This is a genomic window from Pseudomonas sp. SWRI81 (assembly GCF_014268545.1).
GTDB lineage: Bacteria > Pseudomonadota > Gammaproteobacteria > Pseudomonadales > Pseudomonadaceae > Aquipseudomonas > Aquipseudomonas hamedanensis.
In genome coordinates, this window is the sequence record NZ_JABWQS010000001.1 from 88,376 (window position 1) to 109,795 (window position 21,420).

At 58.5% G+C, this 21,420-nt stretch carries 18 protein-coding genes and 2 tRNA genes; 18 read left to right on the forward strand and 2 right to left on the reverse strand.

Annotated elements, in window-relative coordinates:
• Positions 1 to 30: 30 nt before the first annotated feature.
• The gene (gene recN, locus HU765_RS00365; protein ID WP_186547352.1) at positions 31 to 1,704 is read right to left on the reverse strand and encodes a DNA repair protein RecN; all 1,674 of its coding nucleotides are present in this window, start codon (positions 1,702 to 1,704) and stop codon (positions 31 to 33) included.
• Between the two features lie 240 nt (positions 1,705 to 1,944).
• On the opposite strand from recN, the gene grpE reads away from it, so the two are divergent.
• From grpE to HU765_RS00405, 8 genes are all read left to right on the forward strand, one after another.
• On the forward strand, positions 1,945 to 2,511 hold the full coding sequence (grpE, locus tag HU765_RS00370; protein ID WP_186547351.1) for a nucleotide exchange factor GrpE: 567 nt from the start codon (positions 1,945 to 1,947) through the stop codon (positions 2,509 to 2,511).
• Between the two features lie 102 nt (positions 2,512 to 2,613).
• Complete coding sequence (gene dnaK / locus HU765_RS00375) at positions 2,614 to 4,530, forward strand: molecular chaperone DnaK (RefSeq protein ID WP_039759567.1); 1,917 nt, start codon at positions 2,614 to 2,616, stop codon at positions 4,528 to 4,530.
• 298 nt (positions 4,531 to 4,828) lie between these two features.
• Entirely contained in the window at positions 4,829 to 5,953 is a 1,125-nt protein-coding gene (dnaJ, locus tag HU765_RS00380) for a molecular chaperone DnaJ (protein WP_186547350.1), read from the forward strand.
• A 9-nt stretch (positions 5,954 to 5,962) separates the two neighbouring features.
• The gene (dapB, locus tag HU765_RS00385) at positions 5,963 to 6,766 is read left to right on the forward strand and encodes a 4-hydroxy-tetrahydrodipicolinate reductase (RefSeq protein ID WP_041477928.1); all 804 of its coding nucleotides are present in this window, start codon (positions 5,963 to 5,965) and stop codon (positions 6,764 to 6,766) included.
• Between the two features lie 257 nt (positions 6,767 to 7,023).
• Entirely contained in the window at positions 7,024 to 8,160 is a 1,137-nt protein-coding gene (gene carA / locus HU765_RS00390; RefSeq protein WP_016771765.1) for a glutamine-hydrolyzing carbamoyl-phosphate synthase small subunit, read from the forward strand.
• A gap of 124 nt (positions 8,161 to 8,284) precedes the next feature.
• On the forward strand, positions 8,285 to 11,506 hold the full coding sequence (gene carB / locus HU765_RS00395) for a carbamoyl-phosphate synthase large subunit (protein ID WP_126360072.1): 3,222 nt from the start codon (positions 8,285 to 8,287) through the stop codon (positions 11,504 to 11,506).
• Positions 11,507 to 11,508: 2 nt separating this feature from the next.
• Positions 11,509 to 11,985, forward strand: a complete 477-nt coding sequence (gene greA, locus HU765_RS00400; RefSeq protein WP_186547382.1) for a transcription elongation factor GreA — start codon at positions 11,509 to 11,511, stop codon at positions 11,983 to 11,985.
• 28 nt (positions 11,986 to 12,013) lie between these two features.
• On the forward strand, positions 12,014 to 12,418 hold the full coding sequence (locus tag HU765_RS00405) for an MFS transporter (protein ID WP_186547349.1): 405 nt from the start codon (positions 12,014 to 12,016) through the stop codon (positions 12,416 to 12,418).
• 9 nt (positions 12,419 to 12,427) lie between these two features.
• Here HU765_RS00405 and HU765_RS00410 read toward each other — a convergent pair whose 3' ends face one another.
• Positions 12,428 to 12,736 carry a YhbY family RNA-binding protein gene (locus tag HU765_RS00410; protein ID WP_186547348.1) on the reverse strand — a complete coding sequence of 103 codons (309 nt, stop codon included), beginning with the start codon at positions 12,734 to 12,736 and terminating at the stop codon, positions 12,428 to 12,430.
• 101 nt (positions 12,737 to 12,837) lie between these two features.
• Between HU765_RS00410 and rlmE the strand changes: the two genes are divergently transcribed.
• From rlmE to nusA, 10 genes are all read left to right on the forward strand, one after another.
• Positions 12,838 to 13,467: a 23S rRNA (uridine(2552)-2'-O)-methyltransferase RlmE gene (gene rlmE / locus HU765_RS00415; RefSeq protein WP_186547347.1), complete on the forward strand. Its 630-nt coding sequence runs from the start codon at positions 12,838 to 12,840 to the stop codon at positions 13,465 to 13,467.
• Positions 13,468 to 13,669: 202 nt separating this feature from the next.
• Entirely contained in the window at positions 13,670 to 15,577 is a 1,908-nt protein-coding gene (ftsH, locus tag HU765_RS00420) for an ATP-dependent zinc metalloprotease FtsH (RefSeq protein ID WP_101158080.1), read from the forward strand.
• An 8-nt stretch (positions 15,578 to 15,585) separates the two neighbouring features.
• Entirely contained in the window at positions 15,586 to 16,437 is an 852-nt protein-coding gene (gene folP / locus HU765_RS00425) for a dihydropteroate synthase (RefSeq protein WP_186618635.1), read from the forward strand.
• 16 nt (positions 16,438 to 16,453) lie between these two features.
• Entirely contained in the window at positions 16,454 to 17,791 is a 1,338-nt protein-coding gene (gene glmM / locus HU765_RS00430) for a phosphoglucosamine mutase (protein WP_186547345.1), read from the forward strand.
• Positions 17,792 to 17,856: 65 nt separating this feature from the next.
• Positions 17,857 to 18,612, forward strand: a complete 756-nt coding sequence (gene tpiA, locus HU765_RS00435) for a triose-phosphate isomerase (protein ID WP_186547344.1) — start codon at positions 17,857 to 17,859, stop codon at positions 18,610 to 18,612.
• 4 nt (positions 18,613 to 18,616) lie between these two features.
• A complete protein-coding gene (gene secG / locus HU765_RS00440) occupies positions 18,617 to 19,000 on the forward strand; it encodes a preprotein translocase subunit SecG (RefSeq protein WP_016771756.1) in 384 nt (127 codons plus the stop codon).
• A gap of 22 nt (positions 19,001 to 19,022) precedes the next feature.
• Positions 19,023 to 19,108, forward strand: a tRNA-Leu gene (locus HU765_RS00445).
• A gap of 97 nt (positions 19,109 to 19,205) precedes the next feature.
• Positions 19,206 to 19,282: transfer RNA gene (locus HU765_RS00450), tRNA-Met, on the forward strand.
• 138 nt (positions 19,283 to 19,420) lie between these two features.
• Positions 19,421 to 19,879, forward strand: a complete 459-nt coding sequence (gene rimP, locus HU765_RS00455) for a ribosome maturation factor RimP (RefSeq protein WP_149657639.1) — start codon at positions 19,421 to 19,423, stop codon at positions 19,877 to 19,879.
• 47 nt (positions 19,880 to 19,926) lie between these two features.
• Positions 19,927 to 21,408, forward strand: a complete 1,482-nt coding sequence (gene nusA, locus HU765_RS00460; protein ID WP_186618636.1) for a transcription termination factor NusA — start codon at positions 19,927 to 19,929, stop codon at positions 21,406 to 21,408.
• Positions 21,409 to 21,420: the final 12 nt, after the last annotated feature.

The window sequence follows — 21,420 nt, forward strand, 5'->3', positions numbered from 1 at the left end:
AAGGGTCGCCTTCGTGCTTTCTATTACTTGTTAAGCCTTCGCGGTCACTACCATTTTTTTCGCGTGGGCCAGGGACTCCTTGGTCAGATCGATACCACCAAGCATCCGCGCGACTTCTTCGATGCGCTCATTCTTGCTCAGCTTCGCGACGGCCGTGTGAGTCGCTTTTTCATCGCGGACCTTATGCACGAACAGATGCTGATGTCCCTGCGCCGCCACTTGCGGCAAGTGGGTCACGGTCAGCACTTGGCCACGATCACCGAGGCGCCGTAATAACTGGCCGACAATCTCGGCAGTCGGGCCGCCAATACCTACGTCGACTTCGTCGAATACCAGCGTGGGAACGCGAGACGTCTGTGCGGTGATCACCTGAATCGCCAGGCTGATCCGCGACAACTCACCCCCGGATGCCACTTTTGCCAAGGCCTTGAGCGGTTGACCAGGGTTGGCGCTGACCAGCAGTTCGACCTGCTCCAGTCCGTTCGGCAGCAGTTCGTCGCTGTTATTGGCTTTCAATTCGATGGTGAACCGACCGCCAGGCATGCCCAGTCGCTGAATTTCCTGTTCCACCGCACTGGCGAGACCGCCCGCCGCCTGATGGCGAAGGTCGCTGAGTTCGCGTGCTTTCTGTTGATAGTGGCGGGCATAGGACGCCAGCTCTTCACCCAGGCGCTCGATGGATTCGTCATTGGCGTTGAGGGTTTCAATTTCATCCAGCAGCTTCTGTTGCATCTCGGCGACTTCGGTGGGCTGGATCCGGTGTTTACGCGCCAGGGTATAGATCGCGTCGAGGCGTTCTTCCAGATATTGCAGACGCGCCGGGTCGGCGTCGAAATTGTCGAGGAAGCGGTTGAGCTCGCCGACCGCTTCTTCAACCTGAATCTGCGCGCTGGTCAGCAGACTGCTGGCTTCGCCGAGTGCACCAACCGAGTTGTTCACGCTGGACAAGCGGTTGAGGCTCGCGGTGAGTGCATTGAGCACGTTGCCGGAATCGCTCTCGCTGCATTGCTCGACCACTTGTCGGCAAATGCCGAGCAGGGCTTCGGCGTTGGTCAGGTTCTTGTGTTCCTGCTCCAGTTGTTCCAGTTCGTTTTCGCCGAGGCCAAGGTTTTCCAGTTCTTCGAGCTGATAGCTGAGCAATTGATGGCGGGCGCGTTGCTCATCGCCGGAATTGGAAAGGCGCTCCAGCTCTTGCCGGGTCTGGCGCCAACGCTGGGCGGCGAGTTGCACCTGGCGGGCCAGGTCGGTGGCGCCAGCGTATTCATCGAGCAGGCGGCGATGGGTGTCGGTTTTCAGCAGCGACTGATGTTCGTGCTGGCTGTGGATGTCGATCAGCAATTCGCCAAGGGCTTTGAGATCGCCAAGCGGGCAGGGCGTGCCATTGATATAGCCGCGCGACCGGCCCTCCGAGGTAATGACCCGACGCAGAATGCACGGCCCGTCGATGTCCAGATCGCGCTCGGCCAGCCAGGCGCTGGCTTCGGGGATGTCCGCCAGGTCGAAGGTCGCCAGAATATCGGCCTTGTCGGCGCCCGGCCGCACCACGCCGCTGTCGGCACGATCGCCTAGGGTCAGGCCCAGCGCATCGAGCATGATCGATTTGCCGGCGCCGGTTTCCCCTGTGATCACGCTCATCCCGCGATCGAGTTCGAGATCGAGATGTTCAACGATGGCGTAGTTATGTACAGACAGGTGCACCAGCATGACGGCCGCTCCCAGGCTTGAGGTCTGGTTATTTATACAGTGTTTTGTTTCGCCCTGACAATCACCTCCTTTAGCTCGATTTGCTTGAATTTAAGATCTTCTTAGCGCGTTCGGGAATGAGAAAGCGGCACTTTTTTGTAGGGTTAATTTTTCAAAGCCCTTGAAGCCTGATTTTGCGGCCCCATATACCGGGGCAGAAGCGCGAGTCAGGCTCGCGGACGAAATTGAAAGGAGAATTCCATGGCTGACGAACAGACAGTAGATACGCAAAACCCAGAAGCCAATCAGGCGCCGGAAGGTTCGGGGGATGACCTGGCGACCCGTGTGCAAGTGCTCGAAGAGCAATTGGCCGCCGCGCAGGATCAGTCTCTGCGTGTAGCTGCCGATCTGCAGAACGTCCGCCGCCGTGCCGAACAGGATGTCGAGAAGGCCCACAAGTTTGCGCTGGAAAAATTTGCCGGCGACTTGCTGCCGATCGTCGACAGCCTGGAGCGCGGTCTCGAACTGTCGAACCCGGACGATGAAAGCATCCGTCCTATGCGCGAAGGCATCGAGCTGACCCTGAAAATGTTCAACGACACCCTCAAGCGTTATCAGCTTGAAGCGATCGATCCGCATGGCGAACCGTTCAACGCCGTTCTCCATCAGGCAATGGCCATGCAGGAAAGCGCTGACGTCGAACCGAACAGCGTCCTGAAAGTGTTCCAGAAGGGCTATCAGCTCAATGGTCGCCTGCTGCGCCCGGCCATGGTCGTGGTCAGCAAGGCCCCTGCGCCAGTTTCGCCTTCGATTGACGAACAGGCTTGAAATTAGCCGCAAGGCCCCCATTTAGAAGTCAAGCGTTTAAGTGCTACCGCAGTTAGCCACCACTGCTGCGGCAACAAAATCCAAAGTTTCGGGAGAGTGAACATGGGCAAAATTATCGGTATCGACCTGGGGACTACCAACTCCTGCGTCTCCGTGCTGGAAAACGGCAAGGCCAAAGTTATTGAAAACGCTGAAGGCGCGCGTACCACGCCGTCGATCATCGCTTATGCCAACGACGGCGAAATTCTGGTAGGTCAGTCGGCCAAGCGTCAGGCTGTGACCAACCCGCACAACACCCTGTACGCAGTAAAGCGTCTGATCGGTCGTCGTTTCGACGAAGAAGTTGTGCAGAAAGACATCCAGATGGTCCCTTACAAGATCGTCAAGGCTGACAACAATGACGCCTGGGTTGAAGTGAACGGCCAGAAAATGGCGCCGCCACAAATCTCGGCTGAAATTCTGAAGAAGATGAAGAAGACCGCCGAAGACTACCTCGGCGAGGCAGTGACCGAAGCGGTGATTACCGTTCCGGCCTACTTCAACGACAGCCAGCGCCAGGCGACCAAAGACGCCGGCCGCATCGCTGGTCTGGACGTAAAACGTATCATCAACGAACCGACCGCAGCCGCGCTGGCTTACGGTATGGACAAGGCCAAGGGCGATCACACCGTGATCGTTTATGACCTGGGTGGCGGTACGTTCGACGTTTCCGTGATCGAAATCGCTGAAGTTGACGGCGAGCACCAGTTCGAAGTGTTGGCCACCAACGGTGACACTTTCCTGGGCGGTGAAGACTTTGACATTCGTCTGATCGACTACCTCGTTGACGAATTCAAGAAAGAAAGCGGCATGAACCTCAAGGGTGACCCGCTGGCCATGCAGCGCCTGAAAGAAGCCGCTGAGAAAGCCAAGATCGAGCTGTCGTCCGCTCAGTCGACCGACGTCAACCTGCCGTACATCACTGCAGATGCCACCGGTCCTAAGCACCTGAACGTGAAGATCTCGCGCGCCAAGCTCGAAGCGCTGGTTGAAGACCTGGTTCAGCGCACCATCGAACCTTGCCGCATCGCCATGAAAGACGCCGGTATCGACGTTGGCGCGATCAACGACGTGATTCTGGTCGGTGGTCAGACCCGTATGCCGCTGGTGCAGAAGCTGGTGACCGATTTCTTCGGTAAAGAAGCACGTAAAGACGTCAACCCTGACGAAGCCGTTGCCATGGGTGCCGCGATTCAGGGCGCTGTTCTGGCCGGTGATGTGAAAGACGTTCTGCTGCTCGACGTCAGCCCGCTGACCCTGGGTATCGAAACCATGGGTGGCGTGATGACCGCGCTGATCGAGAAAAACACCACGATTCCTACCAAGAAATCGCAAGTGTTCTCGACTGCCGACGACAACCAGGGCGCTGTGACCATTCACGTTCTGCAGGGCGAGCGCAAGCAAGCCGCACAGAACAAATCGCTGGGCAAGTTCGACCTGGCCGACATTCCACCTGCTCCACGTGGTGTGCCGCAGATCGAAGTTACCTTCGACATCGACGCCAACGGCATTCTGCACGTCGGCGCGAAAGACAAGGCGACCGGCAAGACTCAGTCGATCGTGATCAAGGCCAACTCCGGTCTGTCCGACGAGGAAATCGAGCGCATGGTGCGTGACGCCGAAGCTAACGCTGAGGAAGACCGCAAGTTCGAAGAGCTGGCCGCTGCCCGCAATCAGGGTGACGCACTGGTTCACTCGACTCGCAAGATGGTCGCTGACGCCGGTGACAAGGTCACTGCCGAAGAGAAGACTGCCATCGAAGCTGCAGTGGTTGCCTTGGAAGCCGCCGTCAAAGGCGACGACAAGGCTGCCATCGAAGCCAAGGTTGAAGAGCTGTCGAAAGTCTCTGCTCCGGTTGCTCAGAAGATGTACGCCGAACAGGCTCAGCCAGCTGATGGCGCGGCCCCGCAAGGCGAATCGGCTGAGAAGGCTGACGACGTTGTCGATGCCGAGTTCGAAGAAGTCAAAGACCACAAGTAAGTTGTTGGTCGCCCGGTTGACTGCCTTGCGGCGGTGACTGGTAGGATGTCGCCGCGCGGGAGCTTGCCTCCCGCGTTGGCGTATCTGGAATACGCGAATTTTTACAGCATGCGACAACGCTCGCTTGCTGGCGGTATGGCCGAAAATGCTCCTGCTTTTCTCGCCGCAGATACCGCATCAATCAAGACCAGGATCGTTGAATTGACGTGAGTTGGGTCCGGGCCTTAATGGGGGCTCAACGAGTTTGGCGAGGCTCAGGAGAGGTTTGCCGAACGTCCTTAAGGGTGCAAAGAAACTTATGGCAAAGCGTGACTATTACGAAGTATTGGGTGTCGAGCGGGGCACGAGCGAAGCGGACCTGAAGAAGGCCTATCGCCGCCTGGCAATGAAGCACCACCCCGACCGTAATCCGGGCGACAAAGCTTCGGAAGAGGCGTTCAAAGAGGCCAACGAGGCCTATGAAGTGTTGTCCGATGCCAGCAAGCGCGCGGCCTACGACCAATATGGCCATGCCGGCGTCGACCCGAGCATGGGCGGCGGCGGTGCCGGTTTTGGCGGGCAGAACTTCTCCGACATTTTTGGCGACGTCTTCAGTGACTTCTTCGGCGGCGGTCGCGGCGGTTCCCGTGGCGGCGCCCAGCGTGGCAGCGATCTGCGCTACACCCTGGAGCTGAATCTGGAAGAAGCGGTGCGCGGCACCACCGTGAACATCCGTGTTCCGACGCTGGTCAATTGCAAACCGTGCGATGGCTCTGGCGCCAAGAAAGGTTCGTCGCCTTCGACGTGCCCGACCTGCGGCGGTATCGGCCAGGTGCGCATGCAGCAGGGCTTCTTCTCGGTGCAGCAGACCTGCCCGCGCTGCCATGGCCAGGGCAAGATCATTTCTGATCCGTGCGACTCCTGTCACGGCGACGGTCGCGTCGAAGAATACAAAACTCTCTCGGTCAAAGTGCCGGCTGGCGTCGACACCGGCGACCGCATTCGTCTGTCCGGCGAAGGCGAAGCGGGTACCCAAGGCGGGCCGACTGGCGACCTGTACGTTGTCATCAATGTACGCGAGCACGACATCTTCCAGCGTGACGGCAAGCATCTGTTCTGTGAAGTGCCGATCAGCTTCGTCGATGCGGCTCTGGGCGGCGAGCTGGAAATTCCGACCCTCGACGGTCGCGTCAAACTGAAAATCCCTGAAGGCACCCAGACCGGCAAGCAGTTCCGCGTGCGCGGTAAGGGCGTTGCGCCAGTGCGTGGCGGTGGTGCCGGCGATCTGATGTGCCGTGTGGCTGTCGAAACGCCGGTCAATCTGAACCGTCGTCAGCGCGAACTGCTGGAAGAATTCCGCAGCTCCCTGGCCGATGACAACAGTCACTCGCCGAAAACCACCGGTTGGTTTGATGGTGTGAAACGCTTCTTCGGCGATTTGTAAGGAGTCGGCATGCGACGTATTGCAGTGATGGGCGCCGCCGGGCGCATGGGCAAGACCCTGATCGAAGCGGTGCAGCAAACGCCGGGCGCCGGCCTGACCGCTGCGGTGGATCGTCCTGACAGCACGCTGGTCGGTGCGGATGCCGGTGAGCTGGCAGCGCTGGGCCGTATCGGCGTGCCGCTGTCCGGTGATCTGGATCGTGTGGTTGAAGAATTCGACGTACTGATCGACTTCACCCATCCGACCGTGACCCTGAAGAATCTCGCGTTCTGCCGCAAGCACGGCAAGGCGATGATCATCGGCACGACCGGTTTCAGTGTCGAAGAGAAGCAATTGCTGGCCGACGCGGGCAAGGACATTCCGATCGTCTTTGCCGCCAACTTCAGCGTTGGCGTCAACCTGTGCCTGAAGTTGCTCGACACTGCTGCACGGGTGCTGGGTGATGATGTCGATATCGAAATCATGGAGGCTCATCACCGGCACAAGGTCGATGCGCCGTCGGGCACGGCGGTGCGCATGGGTGAAGTGATTGCCGATGCGCTGGGTCGCGATCTGAAAAAGGTCGCGGTCTACGGTCGCGAAGGGCAAACCGGTGCGCGTGAGCGTGAAACCATTGGTTTTGCCACTGTGCGTGCCGGCGACATCGTTGGTGATCACACCGTGCTGTTTGCTGCTGATGGCGAGCGCGTCGAGATCACCCACAAGGCTTCTAGTCGCATGACCTTCGCCAAGGGCGCGGTGCGTGCGGCGCTGTGGCTGGATGGTCGCGAGCCAGGCCTGTACGACATGCAGGACGTGCTCGACCTGCGTTGAGCTGTTGCTGAACCCGGCGCAAACGCCCTGTTTGCGCCGGTTTTTACCGCTTGGCGACGGTCTGTCGCATTCTCCGGCCTTTAAGGCTCTTTAGCGGTGGACCAAAAACGCCCTTTTCTGTAAGCTACAGCTTTAGTGTGTCCACTAAAAGCGCGCAGAATAATTTCAGTGAAGAAGCGGGGTGACGTGTCCATACGTCACTCCGCTTTTTTACAACCTGCGATTGCCCTTTCATGCGTTATTTACGGGAGGTCTTCTTGACTAAGCCAGCCATACTCGCCCTTGCTGATGGCAGCATTTTTCGCGGCGAAGCCATTGGAGCCGACGGTCAGACCGTTGGTGAGGTGGTGTTCAACACCGCAATGACCGGCTATCAGGAAATCCTTACCGATCCTTCCTACGCCCAGCAGATCGTTACCCTGACTTACCCGCACATCGGCAACACCGGCACCACGCCTGAAGACGCCGAGTCTGACCGCGTCTGGTCCGCTGGCCTGGTCATCCGTGACCTGCCGCTGGTCGCGAGCAACTGGCGTAACACGATGTCCCTGTCCGATTACCTGAAAGCCAACAATGTCGTGGCGATCGCCGGTATCGACACCCGTCGCCTGACGCGCATCCTGCGTGAAAAAGGCGCACAGAACGGCTGCATCATGGCCGGTGACAACATCTCCGAAGAAGCGGCGATCGCCGCTGCGCAAGGCTTCCCGGGCCTGAAGGGCATGGACCTGGCGAAAGTCGTCAGCACCAAGACTCAATACGAATGGCGCTCGACTGTCTGGGATCTGAAAACCGACAGCCACGCGACCATCGAAGCTTCCGAGCTGCCTTACCATGTGGTCGCTTACGACTACGGCGTCAAGGTCAACATCCTGCGCATGCTGGTCGAGCGCGGATGCCGCGTCACTGTGGTGCCGGCGCAAACCCCGGCTGCCGACGTGCTGGCGCTCAAGCCAGACGGCGTGTTCCTGTCCAACGGCCCGGGCGACCCTGAGCCATGCGACTACGCGATCCAGGCGATCAAGGAAGTGCTGGAAACCGAAACTCCGGTATTCGGCATCTGCCTCGGCCACCAGTTGCTGGCCCTGGCTTCCGGCGCCAAGACCCTGAAAATGGGCCACGGCCACCACGGTGCCAACCACCCGGTGCAGGATCTGGACACAGGCGTGGTGATGATCACCAGCCAGAACCACGGTTTTGCAGTAGACGAAGCCACCCTGCCAGCCAACGTGCGCGCGATCCACAAATCGCTGTTCGACGGCACCCTGCAAGGTATCGAGCGCACCGACAAGAGCGCGTTCAGCTTCCAGGGCCACCCTGAGGCGAGCCCGGGCCCGAACGATGTAGCGCCACTGTTCGACCGCTTCATCAACGAGATGGCCAAGCGACGCTAAGCGTTCGCCTTGAGACTGTAGAGAGAAGCGCTCGAGGGTGGCCCCGTTAACGGCGGCCCCTTCGGGACTTCAGAAATCGATCAAGACGGCTTGCCGACTGACCTGCGGATTTGAGTGACAACCCATGCCAAAACGTACAGACATTAAAAGCATCCTGATTCTTGGCGCTGGCCCGATCGTGATCGGCCAGGCCTGCGAATTCGACTACTCCGGCGCCCAGGCCTGCAAAGCCCTGCGCGAAGAGGGTTACCGCGTCATCCTGGTGAACTCCAACCCGGCCACCATCATGACCGACCCGGACATGGCCGACGCCACCTACATCGAGCCGATCAAATGGCAGACCGTGGCCAAGATCATCGAAAAAGAGCGCCCGGACGCCGTGCTGCCAACCATGGGTGGCCAGACTGCGCTGAACTGCGCGCTGGACCTGGAGCGCGAAGGCGTTCTGGAGAAGTTCGGCGTAGAGATGATCGGTGCCAACGCCGACACCATCGACAAGGCTGAAGACCGTTCGCGTTTCGACAAGGCGATGAAGTCCATCGGCCTGGCGTGCCCGCGTTCCGGTATTGCCCACAGCATGGAAGAAGCCAACGCGGTCCTCGAGACTCTGGGCTTCCCGTGCATCATTCGTCCGTCCTTCACCATGGGCGGCACCGGTGGCGGTATTGCGTACAACCGTGAAGAGTTCGAAGAAATCTGCGCCCGTGGCCTGGACCTGTCGCCGACCAAAGAGCTGCTGATCGACGAATCGCTGATCGGCTGGAAAGAATATGAAATGGAAGTTGTCCGCGACAAAAAGGACAACTGCATCATCGTCTGCTCGATCGAAAACTTCGACCCGATGGGCGTGCACACCGGTGACTCGATCACCGTTGCGCCGGCGCAGACCCTGACCGACAAGGAATATCAGATCCTGCGTAACGCCTCCCTGGCGGTGCTGCGCGAGATCGGCGTCGAAACCGGCGGTTCCAACGTGCAGTTCGGTATCTGCCCGAACACTGGCCGTATGGTCGTGATCGAAATGAACCCGCGCGTTTCGCGTTCTTCGGCACTGGCCTCGAAAGCCACCGGTTTCCCGATCGCCAAGGTCGCGGCCAAACTGGCGGTGGGTTACACCCTTGATGAGCTGTCGAACGACATCACCGGCGGCAAGACCCCGGCGTCTTTCGAACCGTCGATCGACTACGTCGTCACCAAACTGCCACGTTTCGCCTTCGAGAAATTCGCCAAGGCTGACGCGCGTCTGACCACGCAAATGAAATCGGTGGGCGAAGTCATGGCCATCGGCCGGACCTTCCAGGAATCCCTGCAGAAAGCCCTGCGTGGTCTGGAAGTCGGCGTTTGCGGTCTGGACGAGAAGCTCGATCTGAGCAATCCGGAAAGCATGAGCGTGCTCAAGCGCGAGCTGACCGTACCGGGCGCCGAGCGTATCTGGTACGTGGCGGACGCCTTCCGCGCCGGTCTGTCGGTCGAAGACATCTTCGGCATGAACATGATCGACCCGTGGTTCCTGGTGCAGATCGAAGACCTGATCAAGGAAGAAGAGAAGGTCAAGACCCTCGGTCTGTCCTCGATCGACCGCGACCTGATGTTCAAGCTCAAGCGCAAAGGCTTCTCCGATCAGCGTCTGGCCAAGCTGCTGGGTGTGACCGAGAAGAATCTGCGCACGCACCGTCAGAAACTCGAAGTGTTCCCGGTCTACAAGCGCGTTGACACCTGCGCCGCCGAGTTCGCCACCGACACCGCTTACCTCTACTCGACCTACGAGGAAGAGTGCGAAGCCGCGCCGTCGGGTCGCGACAAGATCATGATTCTGGGTGGCGGTCCGAACCGTATCGGTCAGGGCATCGAGTTCGACTACTGCTGCGTTCACGCTGCCCTCGCTCTGCGCGAAGACGGCTACGAAACCATCATGGTCAACTGCAACCCGGAAACCGTTTCCACCGACTACGACACTTCCGACCGTCTGTACTTCGAGCCGGTAACCCTGGAAGACGTACTGGAAATCTGCCGCGTCGAGAAGCCGAAAGGCGTGATCGTCCAGTACGGCGGTCAGACTCCGCTGAAACTGGCTCGCGCCCTGGAAGCGGCCGGCGTACCGATCATCGGCACCAGCCCGGACGCCATCGACCGCGCTGAAGACCGTGAGCGTTTCCAGCAAATGGTCGAGCGCCTGAATCTGCGTCAGCCGCCAAACGCCACCGTGCGCAGCGAAGACGAAGCGGTTCGCGCTGCAGCGAAAATCGGTTATCCGCTGGTGGTGCGTCCGTCCTACGTACTGGGCGGCCGCGCGATGGAAATCGTGTACAAGGAAGACGAGCTCAAGCGTTACCTGCGTGACGCGGTGCAAGTGTCCAACGACAGCCCGGTGCTGCTCGACCACTTCCTCAACTGCGCCATCGAAATGGACGTGGATGCGGTGTGCGACGGCAAAGACGTGGTAATCGGCGCGATCATGCAGCACATCGAACAAGCCGGTGTTCACTCCGGTGACTCCGCATGCTCGCTGCCGCCGTACTCGCTGCCAGCGCACATCCAGGACGAGATGCGCGAACAGGTCAAGAAAATGGCCCTGGAACTGGGCGTTGTCGGCCTGATGAACGTGCAGCTGGCTTTGCAGGGCGAAGACATCTACGTCATCGAAGTCAATCCGCGCGCTTCGCGTACCGTGCCGTTCGTGTCCAAGTGCATCGGCGTGTCCCTGGCCATGATCGCTGCTCGCGTGATGGCCGGTAAGACCCTGAAAGAAATCGGCTTCACCAAAGAAATCATCCCGAACTTCTACAGCGTGAAAGAGGCGGTGTTCCCGTTCGCCAAATTCCCTGGCGTTGACCCGATCCTTGGCCCAGAGATGAAGTCGACCGGTGAAGTGATGGGCGTCGGCGACACCTTCGGTGAGGCATTTGCCAAAGCTCAGATGGGCGCCAGCGAAGTGCTGCCGACCGGCGGTACCGCGTTCATCAGCGTGCGCGACGACGACAAGCCACTGGTTGCAGGCGTGGCCCGTGATCTGATCAACTTGGGCTTCGAAGTGGTCGCCACTGCCGGCACTGCCAAGCTGATCGAAGCGGCAGGCCTGAAAGTGCGCCGCGTCAACAAGGTGACCGAGGGTCGTCCGCACGTGGTCGACATGATCAAGAATGACGAAGTCACGCTGATCATCAACACCACCGAAGGTCGTCAGTCGATCGCCGATTCGTATTCCATTCGTCGTAACGCCCTGCAGCACAAGATTTACTGCACCACGACCATTGCTGCGGGCGAAGCGATCTGCGAAGCGCTGAAGTTCGGTCCGGAAAAGACCGTGCGCCGCTTGCAGGATCTCCACGCAGGATTGAAGGCATGAGCATAACCAAGTACCCGATGACTGTTCAGGGCGCCAAAGCCCTGGAAGAAGAACATGCTCACCTGACCAAGGTCGTTCGTCCGAAGCTCAGCCAGGACATTGGTACGGCCCGCGAGTTGGGTGACTTGAAAGAAAACGCTGAATACCATGCTGCGCGCGAACAGCAAGGCATGGTCGAGGCGCGGATTCGTGACATCGAAGGCCGTATGCAGAACGCTGTGATCATCGACGTCACCACCATCCCGCACACCGGCAAAGTGATTTTCGGCACAACCGTTGAAATCGCCAATGTCGAGACGGATGAAAGCGTCACTTACCACATCGTGGGTGAGGATGAGGCTGACTTCAAACTCGGCAAGATTTCTGTCGGTTCGCCGCTGGCCCGCGCCTTGATCGGCAAGGAAGAGGGCGACGTGGTCGCCGTCAAAACGCCAAGCGGCGTGATCGAGTACGAGATTGTCGAAGTTCGTCACATCTGAAAGAAGGCGCCCGCTGCATGCGGGCGCCATGCTTTGGCAGCTGACCCAGATGCTTTGGGTCGGTGGTCTATGGTTGATTCACATCGGTTTGCAGCCGGCGTTGGGCCAGATCGGTCTGGCGCCGCTGTTGATCGACGAAGTTGCCAGCGCATTTGAAGTGCTGGTGGTGGGATTCGCCGCTTTATGCGTGGTCTTTCAGGTTTTGGTGCTGGTACAGGCCGAGGGCCCTGGCAGTCTATGGCGGGATTTTCGCGGGCAGGTGTTGTTGATGGCGTTGTACGCGTGCGCGATGTATATCGCAGTGCGTGTCGGCTGGCCGGATGCGCAGCGCTGGCAGGTGTTCAGTTATCTGGTGCTGGGCTTTTCCGGGCTGGTGCTGGTGATGCAGCCAGTGCCGGGATGGAGTGGCAGGGTGCGCGAAGCACACCCCTGACCCGGGTCATCACTTGAAGCGATGAACGTTCGACAGCTGCTTGTTGACGCTGAAGTTCTTGCGGTAAATCAGTGCCATCTTGCCGATGACCTGTACCAGGTCCGCTTTGCCGACCTTGCACAGTTCGGCGATGTGCGCCAGGCGCGACTCGCGGTCGAGGATATTGAGCTTGACCTTGATCAGCTCGTGATCGGCCAAGGCGCGTTCGAGTTCGGCTAGCACACCTTCAGTCAAACCGTTGTCCGCCACCGTCAACACTGGTTTGAGGTGGTGGCCGATGGATTTGTACTGTTTCTTCTGCTCTGGAGTGAGCGGCATAATCTGACCCTTTCGTCTGGATTCTGTAAAATGGCGGCCATTTTACCCGAGGGTTCGTGGATCCGCCCAATTAATCACGACCCTTATCATCGAGGTGCCCAATGGCGCGTTCCAAGACAAGCCTTGGTTGGCTGAAAAGACATGTCAACGATCCCTATGTGAAGCAGGCGCAGAAGGATGGCTACCGCTCGCGTGCGAGTTACAAGCTTCTGGAGATCCAGGAAAAATACAAACTGATCCGTCCGGGCATGAGCGTAGTCGACCTCGGCGCCGCGCCGGGTGGCTGGTCGCAGGTCACCAGTCGGCTGATCGGCGGGCAGGGACGTTTGATCGCCTCTGACATTCTGGAAATGGACAGCATCCCTGACGTGCATTTTATTCAGGGCGACTTCACTGAGGATGCCGTGCTTGCCGAGATTCTTGAGGCCGTGGGTAATTCACAGGTGGACCTTGTGATTTCCGATATGGCCCCCAATATGAGTGGTACGCCCGAAGTGGACATGCCCAAAGCCATGTTTCTCTGCGAGCTGGCCCTTGATCTGGCGGAACGGATACTCAAGCCCGGTGGCAATTTCGTTATCAAGATTTTCCAGGGCGAAGGGTTCGATGTTTATCTGAAGGATGCTCGCAAGAAATTCGACAAGATCCAGATGATCAAGCCAGACTCCTCCCGTGGCAGCTCCCGTGAGCAATATATGTTGGCCTGGGGCTACCGCGGCGGTAATGAATAAAGCGGGTTTTTTTGGTCGGGCGATAGGTTTTTCATATTTCGCTCTGCCTGCATAAGCGAATATTGTGTAGAAAGTGTTTCACAAAGGGTTACAGACGGCGCCTGCCAGAGTTGTAGGTAATGTAGTAAGTTAGGCCGGTGAATATCATGCGAAGCGCGCGCCAGTAGCGGAGCTTGCTTCAGAGGGTAGTTAATTGAACGATATGGCAAAGAATCTGATCCTGTGGTTGATCATCGCGGCTGTCCTGGTGACGGTGATGAACAACTTCTCCAGCCCTAACGAGCCGCAGACCCTCAACTATTCCGACTTCATCCAGCAGGTCAAGGATGGCAAGGTCGAGCGCGTAGCCGTTGATGGCTATGTGATTACCGGCAAGCGTACCGATGGCGACAGCTTCAAGACCATTCGTCCGGCAATTCAGGACAACGGCTTGATCGGCGATCTGGTCGACAATCATGTAGTGGTTGAGGGCAAGCAGCCTGAGCAGCAAAGCATCTGGACCCAGCTTCTGGTGGCCAGCTTCCCGATCCTGGTGATCATCGCGGTGTTCATGTTCTTCATGCGCCAGATGCAGGGCGGTGCCGGTGGCAAGGGCGGGCCGATGAGTTTCGGCAAGAGCAAGGCGCGCCTGCTTTCCGAAGATCAGGTGAAAACCACCCTGGCTGACGTTGCCGGTTGCGACGAAGCCAAGGAAGAAGTTGGCGAACTGGTTGAATTCCTGCGTGATCCGGGCAAGTTTCAGCGCCTGGGCGGTCGCATACCGCGCGGCGTGCTGATGGTCGGCCCGCCAGGTACCGGTAAAACCTTGCTCGCCAAGGCGATTGCCGGTGAAGCCAAAGTACCGTTCTTCACCATTTCCGGTTCTGACTTCGTCGAGATGTTCGTCGGTGTCGGTGCCAGCCGTGTCCGTGACATGTTCGAACAGGCCAAGAAGCACGCGCCTTGCATCATCTTCATCGATGAGATCGACGCCGTAGGTCGCCATCGTGGCGCCGGTATGGGCGGCGGTCATGACGAGCGTGAGCAGACTCTCAACCAGTTGCTGGTAGAGATGGACGGCTTCGAAATGAATGACGGCATTATCGTGATTGCTGCGACCAACCGTCCAGACGTGCTCGACCCTGCGCTGCTGCGTCCGGGCCGCTTCGACCGTCAGGTGGTGGTGGGCTTGCCGGACATTCGTGGTCGCGAACAGATTTTGAAAGTGCACATGCGTAAAGTGCCAATGGGCGACGACGTTGCTCCGGCCGTGATCGCACGTGGTACCCCGGGCTTCTCCGGTGCCGACCTGGCCAACCTGGTCAACGAGGCCTCGCTGTTCGCTGCGCGCAGCGGCAAGCGTATTGTCGAGATGAAAGAGTTCGAGCTGGCCAAGGACAAGATCATGATGGGCGCCGAGCGCAAATCCATGGTCATGTCCGAGAAAGAGAAGCAGAACACCGCTTATCACGAAGCCGGTCACGCCATTGTTGGTCGTGTCGTGCCTGAGCATGACCCGGTGTACAAGGTCTCGATCATCCCGCGCGGTCGAGCGCTGGGTGTGACGATGTTCCTGCCGGAAGAGGATCGCTACAGCCTGTCCAAGCGTGCACTGATCAGTCAGATCTGCTCGCTGTATGGTGGCCGTATCGCTGAGGAAATGACCCTGGGCTTCGACGGGGTTACGACCGGTGCGTCGAACGACATCATGCGTGCCAGCCAGATTGCTCGAAACATGGTCACCAAGTGGGGGCTGTCGGAAAAGCTCGGTCCGCTGATGTACGCCGAAGAAGAGGGTGAAGTGTTCCTCGGCCGCGGCGGTGGTGGTCAGGCTGCCAGCTTCTCCGGTGAGACAGCCAAATTGATCGACTCTGAAGTGCGCAGCATCATTGATCACTGCTATGGCACCGCCAAGCAGATCCTCACGGACAACCGTGACAAGCTCGATGCAATGGCTGATGCGTTGATGAAGTACGAAACCATTGATGCCGAACAGATTGACGACATCATGGCGGGTCGTACGCCTCGCGAGCCGCGCGACTGGTCAGGTGGCACCGGTACGCCTCCGCCGCCCGTCGTGCAGGACGAGCGTCCGGAAAAACCGATTGGCGGTCCGGCTGCTGACGTTTAAGGCTTGAAATGACTTCTGTACAGTCCCTGACCCGGTTGCCTTGCGGCAACCGGGTTCTTGATTTGGCCCAGACGCATGTCATGGGCATTCTCAATGTCACTCCTGATTCCTTCTCCGATGGTGGCCGCTACAGCCAGCTCGATGCGGCGTTGCGTCATGCTGAAGCGATGGTGCTGGCCGGTGCGACACTGATCGATGTCGGTGGCGAATCGACCCGACCGGGTGCACGAGCAGTTTCGCCGCTGGAGGAGCTTGAGCGCGTAGCGCCGGTCGTCGAGCTGATCAGTCGCGAGCTGGATGTCATTATCTCGGTCGATACGTCGACCCCTGCCGTCATGCGTGAAAGCGCGCGGCTTGGCGCCGGATTGATCAATGATGTGCGCTCGCTCAGGCGCGATGGCGCACTGGACGCGGCGGCGGCAACGGGGCTGCCGGTCTGTCTTATGCACATGCTGGGTGAGCCTGGCGATATGCAGGACAATCCGCAGTATCAGGATGTCACCCGCGAGGTTGGCGAGTTTCTTATTGAGCGAATGGCACAATGTGCGTTAGCGGGTATTCCTGTCGAACGTATCATCCTCGACCCCGGTTTCGGTTTCGCCAAAACCCTGCAGCACAATCTAAGCTTGTTCAAGCATATGGAAGACCTGCATGCGCTGGGGCGACCGCTGTTGGTCGGCGTGTCGCGCAAGAGCATGATCGGGCACGCCTTGAATCGTCCTGTGGGCGAGCGACTGTACGGCGGTCTGGCGCTGGCGGCACTGGCATCGGCCAAGGGCGCGCGTATATTGCGCGTCCATGATGTGGCGGAAACGGTAGACGTGGTGCGGATGATCGCGGCCGTGGAATCAGCCGAATAAGAATGATGGAGTACTTATGAGCAAGAAATATTTTGGCACCGACGGCATTCGTGGTCGTGTCGGTGTTTACCCGATTACTCCTGACTTCATGCTCAAGCTCGGCTGGGCGGCGGGCATGGCGTTCCGCAAGATGGGCGCCTGCAAGGTGCTGGTTGGCAAGGACACGCGAATTTCCGGCTACATGTTCGAATCTGCACTCGAGGCGGGTCTGACATCGGCAGGTGCTGACGTGATGCTGCTGGGCCCGATGCCGACACCGGCCATTGCTTATCTGTCGCGTACGTTCCAGGCCGAGGCCGGCATTGTCATCAGTGCCTCGCACAACCCCCATGACGATAACGGCATCAAGTTTTTCTCTGGCAAGGGCACCAAGCTGCCGGATGAGGTCGAGTTGATGATCGAGGAATTGCTCGATGCACCGATGACCGTGGTCGAGTCGAGCAAGATCGGCAAGGTGTCGCGAATCAACGACGCGTCCGGGCGCTATATCGAATTCTGCAAGAGCAGCGTGCCGACCGGTACCAGCTTCTCCGGCCTCAAGATTGTCCTCGACTGCGCCCATGGTGCGACCTATAAGGTGGCGCCCAGTGTTTTCCGCGAGCTGGGTGCGGAAGTTGTCGTGTTGTCGGCACAGCCAAACGGGCTGAATATCAACGACAACTGCGGCTCGACTCATATGGATCAGTTGCAGGCTGCGGTGCTGGCCGAACACGCCGACTTGGGTATCGCGTTCGATGGCGACGGTGATCGCGTCTTGATGGTCGATCACACAGGCGCCATTGTTGATGGTGACGAACTGCTGTTCATCATCGCCCGCGACCTGCATGAGCGCGGAAAGCTGCACGGCGGTGTAGTAGGGACGCTCATGAGTAATCTGGGTCTCGAACTGGCCCTGGCGGATCTTTCGATTCCGTTCATTCGCGCCAACGTCGGCGACCGCTATGTGATTGCCGAATTGCTGGAGCGCGACTGGCTGGTCGGTGGAGAGAATTCGGGGCATATCGTTTGCTTCAATCACACGACCACCGGCGATGCGATCATCGCGGCGCTGCAGGTGCTGATGGCGCTGAAGACTCGCAATGAAGGCTTGGCGCAGTCTCGTCAGGCATTGCGCAAATGTCCCCAGGTGCTGATCAATGTGCGTTTCGGTGGTGGCGAAAGCCCGCTGGAGCATCCCGCTGTCAAGGAAGCCAGTGCGCGTGTTACCCAGGCCATGGCGGGGCGCGGTCGAGTGCTCCTGCGCAAGTCCGGGACAGAGCCGCTCGTGCGTGTGATGGTCGAAGGCGAGGACGAAACACAGGTTCGCGGCTACGCCGAGGAACTGGCAAAACTGGTAACTGAAGTTTCTGCCTGATACGGCTTGCCAGCCATGATTGTGTTGGGTAACATCTGCGCCCACTTTGACCGACGAGGTACAGCATGCGTCGCCCTATGGTAGCTGGTAACTGGAAGATGCACGGTACCCGCGCCAGCGTCGCTGAGCTGATCAACGGCCTTCGTCATCTGGCCTTGCCAAGCGGTGTTGATGTCGCGGTATTCCCGCCTTGCTTGCATATCAATCAAGTGATTGATGGCTTGAAAGGCAAGTCGATTTCGGTCGGCGCGCAGAATTCTGCGGTGGAAGCCATGCAAGGCGCATTGACCGGTGAAATTGCGCCGAGTCAATTGGTGGATGCAGGTTGTTCCCTCGTGCTTGTCGGGCACTCCGAACGCCGTCAGATTCTGGGCGAGCGAGACGGAATGCTGAATCGCAAGTTCGCAGCGGCACAGGCATGTGGCTTGATCCCGGTGTTGTGTGTAGGGGAAACCCTTGAGCAGCGCGAAGCCGGGAAAACTCTTGAGGTTGTCGGGCGTCAGCTGGGCAGCATCATCGAGGAGCTGGGTGTCGGTGCCTTTGCCAAGGCAGTCATTGCTTACGAGCCGGTCTGGGCCATTGGTACCGGACTGACTGCAACGCCGCAACAGGCTCAGGATGTGCATAAAGCCATTCGCGAGCAGTTGGCGGCAGAGAATTCTGAAGTCGCACGAGGTGTGCGGCTTCTATACGGCGGCAGCGTGAAGGCGGCCAATGCGGTCGAACTGTTCGGCATGCCGGATATCGATGGGGGGCTCATTGGTGGAGCTTCCCTGAATGCAGATGAGTTCGGTGCGATCTGTCGCGCCGCGGGAAACTGAAAAAATGCTGGAAACAGTCGTAGTCGTTTTTCATCTGCTGGGTGCATTGGGCGTAGTTGCTCTGGTTTTGCTGCAGCAGGGTAAGGGTGCGGACGCTGGCGCGTCTTTCGGAGCAGGTGCTTCAAATACTGTGTTCGGAAGCCAAGGTTCCTCTACCTTTCTTAGTAAGTTTACTGCTATACTTGCCGCCGGTTTCTTCATAACCAGCTTGGGGTTAGGTTACTTTGCTAAAGAGAAAGCTCATCAGCTGACTCAAGCAGGATTGCCAGATCCAGCAGTGTTGGAAGTACCTAAGCAACAACCGGCTTCTGATGATGTCCCGGTGCTTCAAGAGCAAAAGTCGGCTACTCCAGCGACTGACGTACCTCCAGCTCAAGAGCAGAAGTAAGAAGGGTTTCAAACGTAGTTTTGCCGAGGTGGTGGAATTGGTAGACACGCAACCTTGAGGTGGTTGTGCCCATAGGGTGTAGGGGTTCGAGTCCCCTTCTCGGTACCAATTAGTCAGGAGAGCCCGCTGTTGCGGGCTTTCTTGCAGGTGGAAGGTTACATTGACCCTAAAAGGGATCGGTCGTATACTTCCGCCCCAGCTTTGTCGCGGGGTGGAGCAGTCTGGTAGCTCGTCGGGCTCATAACCCGAAGGTCGTCGGTTCAAATCCGGCCCCCGCAACCAGTTTCAGGAGCCCCTTTTAAGGGGCTTTTTGTTAGCTGGACACTTCAACGCCGCTGTTCGACGGCGTTTCAAGGATGGGCGTTATGCCCATTTTTTTATTTTGCAAAGCATGCACATATCATGCACTAGGGGGTTCAGGTGTCGAGCAAGCTAGAAGAGTTGCAGGCCTTGCTGGCCCCGGTGGTCGTGGCCCTGGGCTATGAATGCTGGGGTATCGAGTTTTCGGCTCAGGGTCGGCACTCGATGTTGCGCGTTTATATTGATAAAGAGGGCGGCGTGCTGGTGGACGATTGCGCCATTGTCAGCCGTCAGATCAGCGGTGTTCTGGATGTCGAAGATCCAATTGCCGTTGAATACACCCTTGAAGTTTCCTCGCCTGGCATGGAGCGCCCGCTGTTCACTCTTGAGCAGTTTGCAAAGTTTGCCGGTGAACAAGTGAAGATCAAGCTGCGCTCGCCTTTCGAAGGTCGACGCAACTTTCAGGGCCTTCTGCGCGGTGTAGAAGAGCAGGATGTCGTGGTGCAGGTAGAAGACCATGAGTTCCTGTTGCCGATCGATATGGTCGACAAGGCCAACATTATTCCCAGTTTTGACTGAGACGCGGATCCCGCGGATCCAATGGCTTGCGAAAGGCGAGGCGTACGATGAGCAAAGAAGTACTGCTGGTTGTTGAGTCGGTATCCAATGAAAAGGGTGTACCGGCAAGCGTAATTTTTGAAGCGCTGGAGCTGGCTCTGGCCACTGCTACCAAGAAGCGTTTTGAAGACGAAGTGGACCTGCGTGTGGAAATCAACCGCCACACCGGTGCCTACGAAACCTTCCGTCGCTGGACGGTCGTCGAAGAGAATGATCTCGATGATCCGGCCATCGAAACCTGGCCAAGCAAGGTTGCTGAAACGCATCCTGGTGCCAAGGTTGGCGACGTCGTTGAAGAAAAAATCGAATCGATCGAGTTCGGCCGCATCGCTGCACAGACTGCCAAGCAAGTCATCGTGCAGAAAGTGCGTGAAGCCGAGCGCGCACAGGTGGTTGACGCCTATCGCGAGCGCCTGGGGGAAATCATCTCTGGCACCGTGAAGAAAGTCACCCGCGACAATGTGATCGTCGATCTGGGTAACAACGCTGAAGCGTTGCTGGCCCGTGAAGACATCATTTCTCGCGAAACCTTCCGTGTCGGCGTGCGTCTGCGTGCGCTGCTCAAGGAAATCCGCACCGAGAACCGCGGCCCGCAGTTGATCCTGTCGCGTACCGCGCCGGAAATGCTGATCGAGCTGTTCCGTATCGAAGTGCCGGAAATTGCTGAAGGCCTCATCGAGGTCATGGCTGCGTCCCGTGATCCGGGTTCGCGCGCCAAGATCGCCGTTCGCTCCAAGGACAAGCGCATCGATCCACAAGGTGCCTGCATCGGTATGCGCGGTTCGCGCGTCCAGGCAGTATCGGGTGAATTGGGCGGTGAACGTGTTGATATCGTGCTGTGGGACGACAACCCGGCGCAGTTCGTGATCAACGCCATGTCCCCGGCCGAGGTTGCGGCAATTATTGTTGACGAAGATGCCCATGCCATGGACATCGCCGTTGGCGCAGACAATCTGGCTCAGGCCATCGGTCGCGGTGGTCAGAACGTACGTCTGGCCAGCCAATTGACTGGCTGGACCCTGAACGTGATGACCGAATCGGACATCCAGGCTAAGCAGCAAGCGGAAACCGGCGACATCCTGCGCAACTTCATCGACGAGCTGGAAGTCGACGAAGAACTGGCGCAGGTGCTGGTTGACGAAGGCTTCACCAGCCTGGAAGAGATTGCCTACGTACCGGTGGAAGAAATGCTCAACATCGACGGCTTTGACGAGGATATCGTCAACGAGCTTCGCGCTCGCGCCAAGGATCGTTTGTTGACCAAAGCCATCGCTACTGAGGAAAAGCTGGCAGACGCCCATCCGGCCGAAGACCTGCTCTCGCTTGAGGGTATGGACAAGGATTTGGCGATGGAACTGGCGGTGCGCGGCGTAATTACCCGCGAAGACCTGGCCGAGCAGTCTATTGACGACCTGCTCGACATCGACGGCATTGACGATGATCGTGCCGGCAAGTTGATCATGGCCGCCCGAGCCCACTGGTTCGAGTAATTAGGCGCGGCC

Excerpts from the sequence above, each read along its gene's own strand:
- recN (WP_186547352.1), bottom strand. The coding sequence starts at position 1,704 with ATGCTGGTGCACCTGTCTGTACATAACTACGCCATCGTTGAACATCTC.
- grpE (WP_186547351.1), top strand. The coding sequence starts at position 1,945 with ATGGCTGACGAACAGACAGTAGATACGCAAAACCCAGAAGCCAATCAG.
- dnaK (WP_039759567.1), top strand. The coding sequence starts at position 2,614 with ATGGGCAAAATTATCGGTATCGACCTGGGGACTACCAACTCCTGCGTC.
- dnaJ (WP_186547350.1), top strand. The coding sequence starts at position 4,829 with ATGGCAAAGCGTGACTATTACGAAGTATTGGGTGTCGAGCGGGGCACG.
- dapB (WP_041477928.1), top strand. The coding sequence starts at position 5,963 with ATGCGACGTATTGCAGTGATGGGCGCCGCCGGGCGCATGGGCAAGACC.
- carB (WP_126360072.1), top strand. The coding sequence starts at position 8,285 with ATGCCAAAACGTACAGACATTAAAAGCATCCTGATTCTTGGCGCTGGC.
- HU765_RS00405 (WP_186547349.1), top strand. The coding sequence starts at position 12,014 with ATGCTTTGGCAGCTGACCCAGATGCTTTGGGTCGGTGGTCTATGGTTG.
- HU765_RS00410 (WP_186547348.1), bottom strand. The coding sequence starts at position 12,736 with ATGCCGCTCACTCCAGAGCAGAAGAAACAGTACAAATCCATCGGCCAC.
- rlmE (WP_186547347.1), top strand. The coding sequence starts at position 12,838 with ATGGCGCGTTCCAAGACAAGCCTTGGTTGGCTGAAAAGACATGTCAAC.
- ftsH (WP_101158080.1), top strand. The coding sequence starts at position 13,670 with ATGGCAAAGAATCTGATCCTGTGGTTGATCATCGCGGCTGTCCTGGTG.
- folP (WP_186618635.1), top strand. The coding sequence starts at position 15,586 with ATGACTTCTGTACAGTCCCTGACCCGGTTGCCTTGCGGCAACCGGGTT.
- glmM (WP_186547345.1), top strand. The coding sequence starts at position 16,454 with ATGAGCAAGAAATATTTTGGCACCGACGGCATTCGTGGTCGTGTCGGT.
- tpiA (WP_186547344.1), top strand. The coding sequence starts at position 17,857 with ATGCGTCGCCCTATGGTAGCTGGTAACTGGAAGATGCACGGTACCCGC.
- secG (WP_016771756.1), top strand. The coding sequence starts at position 18,617 with ATGCTGGAAACAGTCGTAGTCGTTTTTCATCTGCTGGGTGCATTGGGC.
- nusA (WP_186618636.1), top strand. The coding sequence starts at position 19,927 with ATGAGCAAAGAAGTACTGCTGGTTGTTGAGTCGGTATCCAATGAAAAG.